Source organism: Bacillus cereus group sp. TH152-1LC, assembly GCF_027710505.1.
GTDB classification, from domain to species: Bacteria; Bacillota; Bacilli; order Bacillales; family Bacillaceae_G; genus Bacillus_A; species Bacillus_A mobilis.
Window position 1 is genome coordinate 214060 of the sequence record NZ_JAQFNK010000003.1, and the last position, 15514, is coordinate 229573.

Sequence of the window (15514 nt, forward strand, 5' to 3'; positions counted from 1 at the left end):
AATTACTTCCCTTCCTTCATATGAATTCCTAAACGAACCGTATCATATACATGTAAATCTTCATTCATCACAACAAAGTCTGCATCTTTTCCTACCGCTAATGCACCTTTATGATTTAATCCAAACTCTTCTGCTTGGTTAACTGATGTCATTAGTACTGCATCTTCGATTGAACAACCTGTAAATTCAATTACATTTCGGAAAGCTTGATCCATTTTTAGAATACTACCAGCTAACGTTCCATCTTCTAATCGAGCACTACCATCTTTTACATGTACTGGCTGTCCGCCAAGCTCATATAATCCATCTTCAAGACCTTTTGCACGCATTGCGTCAGTAATAACACTTACTTTTTTCGGTCCTTTTAATTTATATGCTAATTTCACCATATCAGGGTGAATGTGAATACCATCTGTAATTACTTCAACCATTACATCTGGATTTAATAACACATGACCAACAACTCCTGGTTCACGGTGATGTAATCCGCGCATTTGATTGTATAAATGCGTTGCATGTGTAATGTTTCTATTTTTTAGTTGTGCATCAATTGCATCTGTATGTCCCATTGTGCCAACAACACCAGTTTCAGCAAGATACTGCTCAAACTCTAACGCACCTTCTTCTTCAGGTGCATATGTTACTAATTTAATTAGGTTCCCGCTTGCTTCCTGCCATTGTTTAAATTGGTCAATATTCGCAGGAACAATATGTTCAAGTGGTTGTGCACCTGCACGTTTTTTTGAAACATACGGTCCTTCTAAGTGAATATATTCGAAATGTGCTCCTTTTTCTTTCGCTTCCTTCGCAGCATGTAGTGCTGCTTCGATTGCTTCTGGAGCTTGTGTCATTGTTGTTGGGAAGTAAGTTGTAACTCCTTCTTTTAACATTTCTTTACCTAGAGTTACTAATCCATCGCTATTTGCATCCATCGCATCAATATCGTATCCACCATGAATATGAACATCAATCATACCTGGAATCACAATTTTCCCTGCCGCATCTAAAACCGCTTCATTTTCTTGTGATACATATTGAGCCATCAAACCAATTTCTTTAATTGTTTCTGCGTAACGAATAAATCCGTTTTCCACTACTTCTTGACCTGTATAAATTTTGGCATTGATGACAACTTGCGTTTTCATTTTCATCGATCCTTTCCCATGAAATACCTACTTGTTATTATTACCTTATTCGCCTAATTCCATCTTAATATATGCACGAGTAGTTGTCTAGACATTCGAATGAAATTTCCTTTTTGTTTAACAAAAAGGACAATTATTGCATCTCTCACAATTATAATATATGTTATTCAGTTTTCCAAAAAGGGAGAATATCCTCGTATCCTATTCCTCATTTAAGTAGTGGCATTAATCCACTAGTTCCTATTGTAATATGCTCACCGTCTGTTTCCATTTCTACTGTACGTTTATTTGTTCCATATATCATTATACCACGCTGTTTTAAGCGTCTCACTACACTTTGGTGCGGATGCCCATACGGATTTCTGCTTCCATATGAAAGAATTGCGAACTGTGGCTCTACTTTCTTTAGAAATATTTCACTTGTCGAAGTATATGAGCCATGATGTCCCACCTTTAACACATCTGCATGTACATCAAATTGCTTTAATATTTCAGTTTCCGTCCGCACATCAGCGTCACCCATTAGTAAAAAATCCGCTTTTCCGTATCGTATCTTTAACACAATTGAAGATTCATTATTTTCATCTTTTGATTTCCCATTGTTTAATACTTGTATGGAAACATGCGGATCTAGTGGTATGTATTGTCCCTCTTTTACTGAAACGAAAGGAATTCCTCTTTTTTTAATATGATTCCGGTATGTGTGATACGTAAAAGAACTATACGTTTTTCCACTATCTAATATAAGTGATACCGGCATTTGCTCTACAATCGGAATCAATCCTCCAATGTGATCCATATCAGGATGCGTACTGACGATAACATCTAAATGATTAATCCCTTTTTCGATTAGTTTTTGAATGATAACCTCACCAGCTTCATAAGGTCCCCCGTCAATTAACATCGTTTGTCCATTTGGCAATGTAATAAGTGTTGCATCACCTTGGCCAACTTTTAAAAAACTCACTTTCATTTTACCAAAATGTTGCCGCTGCGCATGTAAAGGAGACGCGGTATGAATAGACATCATATATCTTTTAGCCGATGTACTATTTAAAGAAAAGCATAACAAAACAGAAACTAACAATAAGATACTTCGTATACTTCTCATAACTCGTCTCCTTTTTTTCAATTAGTATGGCACGGTATAAAATTGATATACAAAAAAAGCTTAGCAAAATGCTAAGCTTTTATTTCGATATCTCCTGTAACGAACCAAAGAATAAATCTGCTTCATTCATTTGTTCATTCTCTTCAGAAAGTGCCGGTAAATCATCTAATGTTTTCAATCCAAATGTATCCAAAAATTCTTTCGTTGTTCCATATAAAATGGGACGCCCTGGACCTTCTGCTCTTCCCATTTCTTTTATAAGTAAGTGTGAAACTAACGTTTGTAACGCCTTATCAGTTTTTACGCCTCTAATCTCTTCCATTTCAGTCCTTGTAATTGGTTGACGATATGCCACAATCGCTAACGTTTCTAGAGCAGCCTGAGAGAGTGAAGCAGCTGTTGGGATATCTATTAATTTTTGATAGTACGAAGCATGTTCTTTCTTTGTAGCAAAACGATATACTTTTGCATACTGTACAATTTGCAAACCGCGGTGTGCACTTTCACATTCTTTTTGCATTTCTTCTAAAATATCGATTACTTCATTTCCTTCAACTTCAAGGACTTTCGCTATTTGTTCTGGATAAATCCCTTCATCACCAGACACAAATAAAAGCCCTTCAATGATTGATTTCTGTTCTGCTCTATCCATTTTACGAGCTCCTTCCTCCTATTTTCTCCATAAAAATACACATCAAAAAACCGAATCACAATTCATGCGTTCGGTTCAATATTTTTTCTCTTGTTCCAAACGATACATTCAAACCTAGCATGAGATATAACTATTTCTATCTCATTTATCATACTAACTCTATGCAGATTTAGTAGAGCTTGATACGAAAATTTCATCAAAATTATGTTCTTGTTCAATTATAATTTGTTGATTTTTCATAAGCTCAAGAACCGCTAAAAATGTTACAACCATTATTTCCCGTTCATCATCAACAAACAAATCATAAAAACTTTGACGACCACCTTGTATTTCTAACTGCTTTAAAATATCAGTCATGCGCTGTGAAATTGGTATTTCTTGACGAGTAATACGTGTTGTTACAGGTTTCTTTGCTTTTTTACGGCGCATTAATTTTTGAAATGCCGCTAGCATATCATATAACGTAACATCAAGAGGCAGGTTTGTCTCCTCTTCTTGTTGCAATGATGTAAAATCAATTGGCGGACGTGTATATAGCTGTGCTCTTTCTAGTTCTCTTTCTTTTAGCTCAGTAGCAACTTGCTTATATTTCTTATATTCAATTAACCTCTCCATCAATTCTTGACGAGGATCATCTATAAAGTCATCACCGTTATCAAGTACATCTTCTTCATGTTTCGGCAACAACATTTTACTTTTAATTTGTAATAAAGTCGCAGCCATTACTAAATACTCACTTGCAACATCTAATTGTAGTTCTTTCATCGTATGAACATAAGATAAATACTGCTCTGTAATTTCCGCTACAGGAATATTATATATGTCAATTTCATAACGATGTATTAAATGTAACAATAAATCTAAAGGCCCTTCAAAAGCCTCTACTTTAAAATTATACTGCACAAAGCATCCCACCACATTTTTTCTATAACAACATAAGTATAGAGCATACTCATGTTCTATCCAACCTTTTTAAGAAATTTAATTAAAAATAGACCGATGCCTATGTCATCATGCCCATCGCTTCATATGATAACAGTGTAGTAAGAACAATGTAGGAGGTCAAAAAACTATGGGTCACGTTGATTGCGGTTTTAGCGGTGGGTTCGCATTACTTGTTGTATTGTTTATTTTACTAATTATTGTAGGGGCAGCTTGCTTCTGCTAATATGAACAATAACGGCTAGGGAAAATTCCCTAGTCGTTTATTGTTCATATTTCTATGATACACTTGTATTTATAACCGTTAAACAGGGGTGAAGAACATGTATCCTACCGAATACATACAATTTTTAATTCATTTTCACGGAGATTATGATTATTTTGAATGCCATGAAATACTGGAAGAATATTGGAAAGAAAAACCAAGAGGAGATCGTGATCATTATTTAGTTGGGCTCATTCAAATTGCAGTTTCTTTATACCATCAAAGACGCTCTAACTGGAATGGCGCAGAAAAGATGATGAAAAGCGCCATAACGATTTTAGAAAAAAACAGTGCACCTTTACTACGTTTAGGAATAAATGCCACACAACTCCTATTCTTACTCAAGGATAGATTGCAATCTATACAGAAAGAAGAAAACTTCACACCGTTATTTTTACCATTATCAGATACAGCATTAGAAAATCATTGCATCGAATTATGTCAGAAACAAAACCTCCCTTGGAAAGACGCGAATGCTTCTTCTAGTGAATATATAATACATAAGCACACATTACGTGATCGAACAGAAGTCATTACTGAACGAAACGAGCAATTACAAAAAAGAAAGCAGAGATAATAAACTACTTATCTCTGCTTTCACGAATGTATATTTTGTTCAAGCCCTTTACACTTTTTGCAAAAACTTGCTGTTTGCTCATTTCCGCAAATTGTAAACTCAAGAAATTTGCTCTTTAACTCTTGTACCATCTTCGTCCCAATACCCATATGACGGTGAGATGGGTTCACACTCAAATGCTGAATTTCCAAAACTTGATTCTCTTTTTTTACAATCCCCATTATCCCAACAAAATCTTCGTTTTGTTTCCACAAATACAATTGCCAATCATCCTTTGCTTCATAATCTTTCATAGTCAATTGTAATGTTTTCACATCTTTTTCCGTTGGCATAAATGAAAGAAGCCCCATTGCAATCTTTTCATAACTTTTTTTAAAACGAATTAACATAACCCTTATCCCTTCTTACAAAAGTTACAAACTATTAATCCCCTCAACCACTCTTTTCATATCACATTCATTTTACAATATTTTCAACAGAGTGAGAAGGGCTAAAAACAACTTGATAATCATACAAAGCGAAAAGAAGAAAGTCAAATATATGTTTCAGTACTATTTTTGCTAAGTAGATAGAAGGTGAAACGTTGTTATATGAAAGCGAAAATAAACATCCACCACTCATTATCACCTGAGAGCAAATGAATTCTAGCAAATTGAATGTAATAAAAAATATTTATTGAAACATGTAATCTAATGTATTCTATGTAATTTGTTAAAATTTTGTTCTCATAAGCGCCATATTTTCACTACAATAACAGTACTACTTGTATCATGTACCGCAAACGAAATCCCCATTCCTATTAAAAAAACAAAAAAGAGAGCCTTAGCTCTCTTTTCCCATTAACTTATTCTTCCCAAACTTTAACTTCTTTCATTACATCGCCTTGACGCATGTTTAATACTGTTTCAATACCGCTTGTTGCTTTACCGAATACAGTATGTACACCATCTAAATGTGGTTGTGGCTCATGAACAACAAAGAATTGGCTACCGCCAGTGTTACGGCCAGCGTGAGCCATAGAAAGTGATCCTACAAGGTGTCTATGAGGATTTCCATCAGTTTCACATGGGATAGAGTAACCTGGGCCACCTGCACCTGTTCCTGTTGGATCTCCACCTTGGCTTACGAAGCCAGGAATAACGCGGTGGAATGTCACACCATCGTAAAATCCTTGCTCTGCTAGTTTTTTAAAGTTTTCTACTGTTTTTGGTGCCTCTTCTGGGAAAAATTCTAAATCGATTTTTTCACCATTTTCCATTAATATGTATCCTAAAGTTTTCATATGTATATGTCTCCTTTCAACTATCTCAGCACTATATTACCACATTCATGACTAGAAACAAAAAGAATCCGACAATCTACATACTTCTTTTTTGAAATGTGGAAAAAGCTAGGTGACAAATAAGAAATATATACTATAATAACTGTGTTGCCCGAAAATTTTAGAAAGAGAAAGGGAGCGATTTTTCGTGAAAACGAAATTACTAGCTCTGCTATTAGCTGTAACGGTATTTATGATGCCAACAGCTTCGTTTGCAGACATCATCGAAGGAGAATCAATTGTTACACTAGGAGAAAACTTGTCTGAACAACAAAAACAAGATCTGTTAAAAGAAATGAAAGCACCAAAAGATGCTACAATCATTACTGTGTCTAATGCGGAAGAACATAAATTTCTAGAAGGGATTGTTCCAAAAGCGCAAATTGGTACGAGAGCAATTTCCTCTTCTATGATTACATACACAAAGCCAGGATCTGGTCTCATTGTACGTTCAAAAAACATTAATTCGATAACAGATGCAATGTACACAAACGCACTTATTACAGCAGGTGTGAAAGATGCAGAAATTCAAATTACTGCACCATTTAAAGTTTCAGGAACTGCTGCTTTAACCGGTTTAATGAAAGCCTACGAAACAACATCAAACAAAGCAATTCCTGAGGAAGTTAAAAAAGTAGCCAATGAAGAAATGGTGCAAACAGCCCAGCTCGGCGATAAAATTGGTGAAGAAAAAGCAGTTCAACTTGTTGCAAAAATTAAAGAAGAAATTGCCAAAGAACAGCCAAAAACGACTGAAGATTTACGTTCATTAATTAAAAAAATTGCGGATCAACTTGGTATTACATTAACGGATGAACAGTTAGATAACTTAGTTGCGCTATTTGATAAAATGAAAAATCTTAATATCGATTGGAATCAAGTTGGCAGTCAGTTAAATAAAGCAAAAGAACACGTTTCTGCCTTTTTAGGATCTGAAGAAGGGCAAGGTTTCCTAGATAAAGTTAAAGATTTCTTCTCAAGTATCATTGATTTTATTAAATCATTATTCAAGTAAAAAGAAGCTCGCTAGTAGCGAGCTTCTTTTTTATACAAGTAACGGCAATTTCATAACAGCTTCTTCAACCGAACGAACAATATGATTTGCCTTCTCCTTCACATATGGATGAGCATGATGAAGAGTAAATGAATGCGGGGTTACTTCAAACATAGAAATATCATTGAAAGAATCTCCAATGCATGCAACTTCATTTGCTTCAATTTGTAAATGTTCCATTAATCGTCTTAAAGCACTTCCTTTACTTACTCCCCTTGGCATAATGTCAACATAGCGTTTACCAGACATAAAAACTTCTGCTTCGCTCTGAAATGTATCTCGTAACTCTTGATCTAATGCTGCAATTGTCTCTTCTTCCCCAAAAACAAACAATTTCGCAGGATGTACAGTCTTACCAAATTCCTCTTCTAATGCTTCTATCTCAGCAATATGCACGCCCATATATGTTTCAAAAGTGTGATGATGTTCGTTCTTTCTTTTTGTATACCGTTGCTCATTTGCACAAACAATATCTGCTAGTCCCTTTTTATGGATATATCGATATATTTCCTGGGCAATCCCATCTTCAAAACTTGATTCATGAAATATTTGTCCATCCGGCAGTAACATCGTTGCTCCATTTAAACTAGTTGTGTAATACGGGAATGCAAACCTATTTACGACTTCATCAATTCGATGAGTAAAGCGGCCAGAGGCAAAACAAATATTTGTCCCTTTTTCAGCTAACCAACTAATTGCACGTTCATCTTCTTTTTGCATATGATTCACATTGTAAACGAGCGTATCATCTAAATCACTTACAAATAATTTAATCATGTCCTCTTCCCCTTTCATACACAATATCTACTCTAAGTGTACACAAAAAATGTTTGATTTTTGTTAAAAAACAATAAATTTTCAATAAAAAATAAGCAGGAGATTAATCCTGCTTATTTTTGCCTTCTTACATTTTGAGGCCTTACAATACTTGGGCGCACTTTTAAACTAGACATTGTTGGGCGGATTAGAATCTTCGTTAAAGCTCCCCAATCAAATGGTAGAAATGGCCATAAGTATGGTGTTTGTAAACTCTTTATCGATGTTAAAAATAAAAGTAATATCGTCATACCTATTACAAATCCCATCTCATGGAAGAGACCGGTTAAAATAATAACAAATAATTTTCCAATCTTATTTCCGAGTCCTAATTCATAACTCGGTGTTGCATATGCGCCGATCATAGAAACTGCTACATACAAAATAACTTCTGGTACAAACAAACCTACATCAATTGCTATTTGACCAATTAATATGGCGGAAATTAGTCCTGCTGCAGACGATAACGGCGTTGGAGTATGAATGGCTGCCATCCTTAAAAACTCAAGTCCGATTTCGGCCATCAACACTTGTAATAAAATCGGTAAATGCGTCATCTTATTTGGCCCAATAAAAGCAAGATTTGCTGGTAAAAGAGTTGGATCAAATACAAATACTAACCAAAATGGTAGTAAAAACAAGGAGAATAAGACACCTAAAAAGCGTACCCAGCGTAAAAATGTACCGACAGCCGGATTTTGTCTAAACTCTTCTGCATGCTGTAAATGGTGGAAATATGTTGTTGGAGTAATCATAGCACTTGGTGATGTATCAACTAGTACTAACACATGTCCTTCTAATATATGATTCGCCGCCACATCTGGTCTTTCTGTATACCGAATAAGTGGGAATGGATTATAGCTTTGCTTTACAACAAATTCTTCCACTGTTTTATCTGCCATCGTAATTCCATCGACATCGATGTTATTTAATTCTTGTTTTATAATCTTAACTAAATCTGGATTTGCAACATCTTGTACATATGTAATACAAATATCCGTTTGTGATCTATCTCCTACTCGAATCATTTCGTTTCGGAGACGTGGGTCACGTATTCTTCTACGAATTAACGCTGTATTTACAACGATATTTTCAACAAATCCATCCCTTGCACCACGTACTACCTTTTCTGTATCTGGTTCAGTCGGCGTCCGGCCCGGATAACTACGAACATCTATCGCAAACGCTTCTGTTTCACCTTCTACAAATATAATGATGAGTCCTGATAATACTTGGAGCATTACCTCATCCATCGTTTTCACTTTGCTTACTTGCTGATGAATTAAACGATTCTCTAAAAGCTTCACAGTATCTTCTTCTACATCCCTTATTTCATTTGTATCCACCGCTTCTTCTAAAATAGGGATAATATAATTCGTATCACAAAGTCCATTTACAAACAACACACCAATTTCTTTATTTAAAATTTGAAATTTACGTATGCCAACATCATATGTAACCCCTAGTCCAACTGTTTGCTTTAAATAATTTTCATTATCACTCAAAAAAGATGAAATAGGGATATCCACTTTTTTAGGCTTCGTCATAAAATCCACTCCTTTCCAAAATTAATTGAATTGCTTTTTTAGTGATTGGTGATCCTCTCTCCCATTCGTCATTGCCACACATCTTACCAATATCACCAACTCCCACAATGACAGGAACATTCAGATCATCTAAACAATAAATTGTATCGCCGCTAATTCTGCCAATTTCACCATCTGGAAGTCCAAATTTATCAACACCGTATTCGGTTAAATTCCCGTTCCGATCTACACTTACATCTACACGTGCCCATTCCCAATGATGTGTATTAGACGCCACTGCCAAAATCCCCAGTACATCAATTTGTTTATGTGTGGCTACATATTTTAAAGCCTTTTCACCAGATCCTTCTCCAATAAATCCACTGTCATCAAACATGACAAATACAGGGTCATATGGCGTTTGCATAATAAGCTCAACAACTTTCTTCCCTGTCAATTTGGTTGGATTACTTTGTGATGCTGAAATACACCTTCCCCCAAATTCCTTCGTTAAAAGCTCAATTGCTCGCTTTGCATATTCATCTCCATCTGTGACCAAAACAACCCTTCGTCTCATTTGATTTATCCTTTCGGTTTACATATAAGTGCTACAAAAAATGAAAATAATATCGCTGCAGAAATGCCTGCAGACGTTAAACTAAACATACCCATACCAATCCCTATATATCCGTGTTTTTCTGCCGCATGCATTGCCCCATGTAATAGTGAATGTCCAAAACTTGTAATAGGAACTGTCGCCCCAGCACCAGCAAACTTTATAAGCTTATCGTACAATCCGAACCCATCTAAAACGGCTCCTATAACTACAAAGGTAGCCATTAAATGGGCTGGTGTTAACTTCGCGAAATCTAAAAATACCTGTCCAATTACACAAATGGCGCCTCCTACAAGAAATGCATATATAAAATCCACAATTCACTCTCCCTTCACTCTCTCAAATACAACACCATGTGCAATTGTTGGAATGGTTTCTTTCTGCTGCATCATCATCGGGCTTAATAACGCACCAGTAGCAACAACAAAAATTCGTTGTAAATTCCCTTTTTGCATCTCGCTTAATAAATGACCATACGTGACAACAGCTGAACAAGCACAGCCACTACCACCCGCAAATACTTCTTCTTGATCGGAATTATAGATCATTAATCCGCAATCATTATATATATGCCCAAGATCATAACCTTCTTCCAATAACAGTTGTTTCGCAATCGGTGTCCCAATAGCTGATAAATCACCGGTAACAATTAAATCATAATCTGCTGCACTTCTCTTCAAATCTTCAAAGTGTTGTTGAATTGTGTGAGCAGCAGCAGGTGCCATCGCCGATCCCATATCTAAAGGATTTGCAATCCCTAAATCTTGCACTTTTCCAATCGTAGCTGCCGTAATTTTAATGGCACTTTTTTCTTTACTAATTAATATGGATCCCGCACCTGTAACAGTGGAATTTGCTGTTCCTGGTTTTTGTCCCCCATACTCTGTTGGATAACGGAACTGTCTTTCAGCCGTCGCATTATGACTACTTACTGTCGCTAAAACACGATTTGCGAATCCACCATCTATAAAGGCTGATCCAACCGCTAAAGTCTCCATCGAGGTTGCACAAGCGCTAAACATCCCTAAAAAGGGAATCCCCCACTTACGCGCAACATAATTTGCTGTCACTGTTTGATTTAATAAATCACCCGCTAAAAAGAAATCAATTTGTGATGTTTTTACATTTCCTTTTTGCAAGACTTGCTGAATTGAATCTGACATTAATCTTCTTTCCGCAAGTTCCCAGTTTTCCTCTCCACAATGTAAATCATCGTATGAAATATCAAAATCCTTTCCAAGAGGGCCTTCAGCTTCTTTTGGACCGACAGCAGTACCGGTTGCATTCACATAAATATCATTTTGGAATACCCACGTTTGTTTTCCAGTCAACCTCATACTAGCCCCTCCTTTAAGACATAAAAATGTTAAAAGTATATCTTATTAACCCAATAATATATGCCCCAACGACCCCAAAAACGATAACACTTCCCGCTAACTTAAACATATTGGTAGCAATCCCAAGTACAATTCCTTCACTCTTATGTTCTAGCGCAGCGCTCGCCATAGAATTCGCAAATCCCGTAACAGGTACTGCCGATCCAGCTCCAGCAAATTGACCGATTTTATCATACACGCCACAACCTGTTAAAATCGCTGATAATAATACAAGAGTTGCAACCGTCGGATTCCCTGCCTCTTGTTCACTGAAATGAAAGTAATGTATATAAAATTTCATCAATACTTCCCCGATTGTACAAATGAGTCCACCTACAAGAAATGCCTTAACACAATTTATGAAATAATTTGGTTTCGGATGGTACTCCTTCACTTTATTTATGTAATCATCCTTTAGTTTTCGTCCTGTCATTTATATATTGCCTCCTACTTTACGAAATAAATCCAGTGAAACAACGAGCCTATTACTTTCCCAAGTACAAGAGCAACGAGTAAAACAACAATTTTCCCCTCTACTCCTACTCGTTTCGCTAAAATAGGTAAAACATTTAACACTTCTGTTAATGCGGCTGCAAGCATTCCAACGAATGTGCCACAAAATATTCCTAATATAACAAGCCAATATTGCGACGTTTGAAATGTAATGTTTTTCAAGCTACACCAAGCACCTGTTAACGTACCTGCAATAACTGCCCACTCAAAATACTGAATGTGCTTTCCACTTCTCGTTAATTGAGCTAGGCGAGGGATTATACCAAGTACAGCTAAAAATGCGACATACCCGCTACCTACTGCAATACCTCCCGCTAAACCAATTAAAATAACAAGACCAAACTCAATCATCGGCAAGTTGTTTCATATTGTCCTTGTTTTCATGAACAATTACATATTGGTCAAGTGACTGCTGATATTGGAACATCTCTACTTCTAACGGACTCGGCTCTTCATTAATTCGCTTTTGAAATACATGATTAAAAAATAAGACCATACCTAACCCAAGACCTAATGAATAAGGAATTTGAAATAAAAGTGGTTGCGCCTTAAATTCTCCCGTAATCATGTAATATAACCGTTGATGCACTTGTTGCATGCTCACATCTTCATGGAAATAAATGATGGCAAGGGCCGCTCCAATGAAAAGTAACAACCATACTAGCCCGAAGAAAATTGGATGTACTTTCTTTTTTTCATATATAATTTCAACAAGAGTTTGTCCAGAACCGAGTAAATTAATTTGTATATGAGCCGCTTTTTTTCTAATAATCTCAATAATTTTCATCACATCAATTACGACATGCGTCTTATCATGCGCTGTTATTTTGTAAACTACCTCATCTTGTAACGACTGAACTACGAGAGCATCTCCCGCAAGTTGAGCAACATCACCCAGTTTCACTTCATATGTAGGCGAAACTTTTAATCGATTACGCATTTTAATATAAATTGTTTGTTCCAATTTCCATTCACCTCTTCACTCTTCCTCGTAGTTGTAGTATGGTTATTGAATTTTTTTCTAATACAATTTTTTCATAAAAAAACATCTGTACCATTTCGGTACAGACGTTTTTTTAGTTTATGCCTTTTTCTTAAATAAATTTGCAATACTTAATGCAAGTCCTCCCCAAATGACTACTATACCAATAACCATCATCATAATCGCTGATCCACTCATTATGAAACACCTCGATCTTTCCATTCTTTTTCAAGCTTAGCAGAATCTGAATGTATTTGTGCATTCCATTTCTTTAGACTAATGATTAGCGCAACGATAAGGAACGCTGCTGCAATTGACCAACCATATGTTATGACAATCTCCGTTGGATAATCTCCGTAATTCTTTTTAATATTTTGGATTGTACCATCAATTAACATGTACCCTAACATAAGCGGAGTAATAACGAGTAAACTCACTCTCCAAAATGTCCCTAACTTAATATCGGATACGAAGTTTGCGTGATTTTGATAAACTGGTAAACGGCGTAAAATGAGTCCTATCGTAACTACTTCCGCTAATGCAATTGAAATTAATCCGAAGTTATTAGCGAAATAATCAACAACATCTAGGAACATAAGCCCGCCACGTGTTGCAAAAACAAGAGAAACTAGTACAAGAAGCGTCCCCATAATTCCAATTGTTTTTTGGCGGCTTAAGCTGAACTTTTCAGATACGGCAGCAAAACATACTTCCGCAAGCGAAATGAGAGATGTAATTCCGGCAACTGTTAATGATAAGAAAAATAATACGCCAAATAGCGGTGACATCGGTAATTCATTAATAATTTGCGGAAATACTACGAATGCAAGTCCTACACCAGCACTTGCTACTTTATCAACTGGTACTCCCATATTGTTTGCCATAAATCCAAGAGCTGCAAAGACCCCAATCCCTGCTAATAATTCAAATCCTGAGTTTGCAAAGCCCGTAATAAAAGCATTATTTGTTGTATCTGAGTTTTTCGGTAAATAACTAGAATACGTAATCATAATTCCAAATGCTAAAGATAAGCTAAAGAAAATTTGGCCATAAGCAGCAAGCCATACTTTCCCATCAAAAATACGACTCCAATCTGGTTTAAAGAATGCATCTAATCCTTGCATCGCACCTTCCATCGTCACTGCACGAACTACGATAATAAGGAACATAACAACTAGCAAAGGAATGAAAATGCGGTTAACAACTTCAATTCCTTTTTTAACTCCTTTGAATGCTACACCGAGCACAATAATCCAAACGAGAGCTAATGGAATTAACACTTCCGGTACGAGTCCTCCAAACTGCCCTGGCTTATCTGCAACATGCAAATACTCTTTAAATAAAAATGTTTGCGTGTCTTTCCCCCACGCTCCAGTAATTGAAAAATACGTATATGAAATAGACCAAGCAATAATTACTGCATAATATGTTGAAACGATAAACGTTACACACATTTGCCACCATCCGATGAATTCAGCACGCGGACTAATACGGAAGAACGTAAGTGGCGCGGAACCACGGTGACGATGCCCAAGAGCGAATTCAAACGCCAATAATGAAATACCAGTCGTTAATAATGCGAATAAGTACGGTAAAAAGAATGCGCCTCCTCCATTTTCATACGCTGTATAAGGAAAACGCCATATGTTTCCTAATCCAACGGCAGAGCCGACCGCTGCGAAAATAAATCCAGCCCTCGTCCCCCATTGTTGCCTCGTTTCCATATTTTCTTCCCCCTTTGTGACAAGTTCATACTTGGATTATATTTTAAATTTACTAAATTATCAATAAATTCTGTTAATTTTTACGAAAGTTTACAATCTCCTCCTATTTAAGTCATAAAAAAATCGAATAGATAGCTATTCATCTATTCGATCTTTCATCTGTTTTAATATTTTCTTTTCAAGTCTTGAAACTTGTACTTGCGAAATGCCTATTCGCTCTGCTACTTCCGATTGCGTTTGGTCTTTATAGTAGCGTAAATACACGATTAAACGTTCTCGCTCATCTAATTCTCTAATTGCTTCTTTTAAAGCAATTTTATCAAACCATTTCGTTTCAGATTGATCTGCAATTTGATCTAAAATAGTGATTGGATCCCCGTCGTTTTCATACACCGTTTCATGTATGGATGAAGGGGCTCGACTCGCTTCTTGCGCCAGAACCACTTCCTCTGGCGTTAGTTCTAACGCTTCGGCTACTTCATTAATCGTTGGGGCCCTTCCGAATTCTTTCGAAAGCTCGTCTCTCATCTTTCGAATTTTATTTCCTGTTTCTTTTAAAGATCTACTTACTTTCACTGATCCATCATCACGTAAAAATCGTTGTATTTCTCCAATAATCATTGGAACTGCATATGTTGAAAATTTCACGTCGAAAGATAAATCAAATTTATCCACCGATTTTAAGAGCCCAATACATCCAATTTGAAATAAATCGTCTGGTTCGTATCCTCGATTAAGGAAACGCTGCACAACCGACCATACGAGACGCATATTACTTTGAACGATTGTATCTCTCGCTTGTTGATCTCCATCTTGACTTTGTTGAATTAACGCTTTTAGCTCGTGGTCCTTTAACTGAGGTTTCTTCTTCTCATTTTTGACCTCTATGTCCAT

General features: G+C 36.3%; 20 protein-coding genes. 3 read left to right on the plus strand and 17 right to left on the minus strand.

Translation table 11 applies throughout. The annotated features are described in order from the left end of the window. Positions 1–2: 2 nt before the first annotated feature. From nagA to scpA, 4 genes are all read right to left on the minus strand, one after another. On the minus strand, positions 3–1145 hold the full coding sequence (gene nagA, locus PDL00_RS10805; protein ID WP_270729201.1) for an N-acetylglucosamine-6-phosphate deacetylase: 1143 nt from the start codon (positions 1143–1145) through the stop codon (positions 3–5). 208 nt (positions 1146–1353) lie between these two features. Beyond that, positions 1354–2256 (minus strand): ComEC/Rec2 family competence protein, encoded by a 903-nt coding sequence (locus PDL00_RS10810; protein WP_242253858.1) that lies wholly within the window; start codon positions 2254–2256, stop codon positions 1354–1356. Positions 2257–2335: 79 nt separating this feature from the next. Beyond that, a complete protein-coding gene (gene scpB / locus PDL00_RS10815) occupies positions 2336–2908 on the minus strand; it encodes a segregation/condensation protein ScpB (RefSeq protein WP_242253859.1) in 573 nt (190 codons plus the stop codon). Positions 2909–3067: 159 nt separating this feature from the next. Further along, positions 3068–3811 carry a segregation/condensation protein A gene (gene scpA, locus PDL00_RS10820; RefSeq protein ID WP_061679113.1) on the minus strand — a complete coding sequence of 248 codons (744 nt, stop codon included), beginning with the start codon at positions 3809–3811 and terminating at the stop codon, positions 3068–3070. A 169-nt stretch (positions 3812–3980) separates the two neighbouring features. On the opposite strand from scpA, the gene PDL00_RS10825 reads away from it, so the two are divergent. Together PDL00_RS10825 and PDL00_RS10830 are read left to right on the plus strand one after the other, a co-directional pair. After that, positions 3981–4076, plus strand: coding sequence for a YjcZ family sporulation protein (locus PDL00_RS10825; protein ID WP_000510194.1), 96 nt, complete (start codon positions 3981–3983; stop codon positions 4074–4076). A 97-nt stretch (positions 4077–4173) separates the two neighbouring features. Continuing rightward, complete coding sequence (locus PDL00_RS10830) at positions 4174–4692, plus strand: DUF309 domain-containing protein (RefSeq protein WP_242253860.1); 519 nt, start codon at positions 4174–4176, stop codon at positions 4690–4692. 20 nt (positions 4693–4712) lie between these two features. On the opposite strand, the gene ribT is transcribed toward PDL00_RS10830, so the two are convergent. After that, a complete protein-coding gene (ribT, locus tag PDL00_RS10835; RefSeq protein WP_000908397.1) occupies positions 4713–5081 on the minus strand; it encodes a GNAT family N-acetyltransferase RibT in 369 nt (122 codons plus the stop codon). A 455-nt stretch (positions 5082–5536) separates the two neighbouring features. Next, on the minus strand, positions 5537–5974 hold the full coding sequence (locus tag PDL00_RS10840) for a peptidylprolyl isomerase (protein WP_000853785.1): 438 nt from the start codon (positions 5972–5974) through the stop codon (positions 5537–5539). 187 nt (positions 5975–6161) lie between these two features. On the opposite strand from PDL00_RS10840, the gene PDL00_RS10845 reads away from it, so the two are divergent. After that, entirely contained in the window at positions 6162–7028 is an 867-nt protein-coding gene (locus PDL00_RS10845; RefSeq protein WP_270728976.1) for a DUF1002 domain-containing protein, read from the plus strand. A 30-nt stretch (positions 7029–7058) separates the two neighbouring features. On the opposite strand, the gene PDL00_RS10850 is transcribed toward PDL00_RS10845, so the two are convergent. From PDL00_RS10850 to sigF, 11 genes are all read right to left on the minus strand, one after another. Then, positions 7059–7862, minus strand: coding sequence for a Cof-type HAD-IIB family hydrolase (locus PDL00_RS10850; RefSeq protein WP_270728977.1), 804 nt, complete (start codon positions 7860–7862; stop codon positions 7059–7061). A gap of 95 nt (positions 7863–7957) precedes the next feature. Continuing rightward, complete coding sequence (gene spoVAF / locus PDL00_RS10855; RefSeq protein ID WP_270728978.1) at positions 7958–9430, minus strand: spore germination protein SpoVAF; 1473 nt, start codon at positions 9428–9430, stop codon at positions 7958–7960. Then, positions 9417–9986 (minus strand): stage V sporulation protein AE, encoded by a 570-nt coding sequence (locus tag PDL00_RS10860; RefSeq protein ID WP_073516360.1) that lies wholly within the window; start codon positions 9984–9986, stop codon positions 9417–9419. Before PDL00_RS10860 ends, spoVAF begins: the two co-directional genes overlap by 14 nt. Positions 9987–9991: 5 nt before the next feature. Continuing rightward, positions 9992–10342, minus strand: coding sequence for a stage V sporulation protein AE (gene spoVAE / locus PDL00_RS10865; RefSeq protein ID WP_270728982.1), 351 nt, complete (start codon positions 10340–10342; stop codon positions 9992–9994). A gap of 3 nt (positions 10343–10345) precedes the next feature. Next, the gene (gene spoVAD, locus PDL00_RS10870; protein ID WP_098585013.1) at positions 10346–11362 is read right to left on the minus strand and encodes a stage V sporulation protein AD; all 1017 of its coding nucleotides are present in this window, start codon (positions 11360–11362) and stop codon (positions 10346–10348) included. 13 nt (positions 11363–11375) lie between these two features. After that, positions 11376–11834, minus strand: coding sequence for a stage V sporulation protein AC (gene spoVAC, locus PDL00_RS10875; RefSeq protein ID WP_242253867.1), 459 nt, complete (start codon positions 11832–11834; stop codon positions 11376–11378). Positions 11835–11848: 14 nt separating this feature from the next. Then, positions 11849–12265 (minus strand): stage V sporulation protein SpoVAB, encoded by a 417-nt coding sequence (gene spoVAB, locus PDL00_RS10880; protein ID WP_097843866.1) that lies wholly within the window; start codon positions 12263–12265, stop codon positions 11849–11851. Next, positions 12258–12878: a stage V sporulation protein SpoVAA gene (gene spoVAA, locus PDL00_RS10885; protein ID WP_063260892.1), complete on the minus strand. Its 621-nt coding sequence runs from the start codon at positions 12876–12878 to the stop codon at positions 12258–12260. Before spoVAA ends, spoVAB begins: the two co-directional genes overlap by 8 nt. Positions 12879–12995: 117 nt before the next feature. Next, positions 12996–13094: a methionine/alanine import family NSS transporter small subunit gene (locus PDL00_RS10890; RefSeq protein ID WP_000016826.1), complete on the minus strand. Its 99-nt coding sequence runs from the start codon at positions 13092–13094 to the stop codon at positions 12996–12998. Then, entirely contained in the window at positions 13094–14620 is a 1527-nt protein-coding gene (locus tag PDL00_RS10895; protein WP_270728986.1) for a sodium-dependent transporter, read from the minus strand. Before PDL00_RS10895 ends, PDL00_RS10890 begins: the two co-directional genes overlap by 1 nt. Before the next feature lie 135 nt (positions 14621–14755). Further along, on the minus strand, positions 14756–15514 hold the full coding sequence (gene sigF / locus PDL00_RS10900; protein ID WP_000350734.1) for an RNA polymerase sporulation sigma factor SigF: 759 nt from the start codon (positions 15512–15514) through the stop codon (positions 14756–14758).

What these genes read in the sequence shown, in the direction of transcription:
- nagA (WP_270729201.1), bottom strand. Translation starts at nt 1,145, where the DNA reads ATGAAAACGCAAGTTGTCATCAATGCCAAAATTTATACAGGTCAAGAA.
- PDL00_RS10810 (WP_242253858.1), bottom strand. Translation starts at nt 2,256, where the DNA reads ATGAGAAGTATACGAAGTATCTTATTGTTAGTTTCTGTTTTGTTATGC.
- scpB (WP_242253859.1), bottom strand. Translation starts at nt 2,908, where the DNA reads ATGGATAGAGCAGAACAGAAATCAATCATTGAAGGGCTTTTATTTGTG.
- PDL00_RS10825 (WP_000510194.1), top strand. Translation starts at nt 3,981, where the DNA reads ATGGGTCACGTTGATTGCGGTTTTAGCGGTGGGTTCGCATTACTTGTT.
- PDL00_RS10830 (WP_242253860.1), top strand. Translation starts at nt 4,174, where the DNA reads ATGTATCCTACCGAATACATACAATTTTTAATTCATTTTCACGGAGAT.
- ribT (WP_000908397.1), bottom strand. Translation starts at nt 5,081, where the DNA reads ATGTTAATTCGTTTTAAAAAAAGTTATGAAAAGATTGCAATGGGGCTT.
- PDL00_RS10840 (WP_000853785.1), bottom strand. Translation starts at nt 5,974, where the DNA reads ATGAAAACTTTAGGATACATATTAATGGAAAATGGTGAAAAAATCGAT.
- PDL00_RS10850 (WP_270728977.1), bottom strand. Translation starts at nt 7,862, where the DNA reads ATGAAAGGGGAAGAGGACATGATTAAATTATTTGTAAGTGATTTAGAT.
- spoVAF (WP_270728978.1), bottom strand. Translation starts at nt 9,430, where the DNA reads ATGACGAAGCCTAAAAAAGTGGATATCCCTATTTCATCTTTTTTGAGT.
- PDL00_RS10860 (WP_073516360.1), bottom strand. Translation starts at nt 9,986, where the DNA reads ATGAGACGAAGGGTTGTTTTGGTCACAGATGGAGATGAATATGCAAAG.
- spoVAD (WP_098585013.1), bottom strand. Translation starts at nt 11,362, where the DNA reads ATGAGGTTGACTGGAAAACAAACGTGGGTATTCCAAAATGATATTTAT.
- spoVAC (WP_242253867.1), bottom strand. Translation starts at nt 11,834, where the DNA reads ATGACAGGACGAAAACTAAAGGATGATTACATAAATAAAGTGAAGGAG.
- spoVAB (WP_097843866.1), bottom strand. Translation starts at nt 12,265, where the DNA reads ATGATTGAGTTTGGTCTTGTTATTTTAATTGGTTTAGCGGGAGGTATT.
- PDL00_RS10890 (WP_000016826.1), bottom strand. Translation starts at nt 13,094, where the DNA reads ATGAGTGGATCAGCGATTATGATGATGGTTATTGGTATAGTAGTCATT.
- PDL00_RS10895 (WP_270728986.1), bottom strand. Translation starts at nt 14,620, where the DNA reads ATGGAAACGAGGCAACAATGGGGGACGAGGGCTGGATTTATTTTCGCA.
- sigF (WP_000350734.1), bottom strand. Translation starts at nt 15,514, where the DNA reads ATGGACATAGAGGTCAAAAATGAGAAGAAGAAACCTCAGTTAAAGGAC.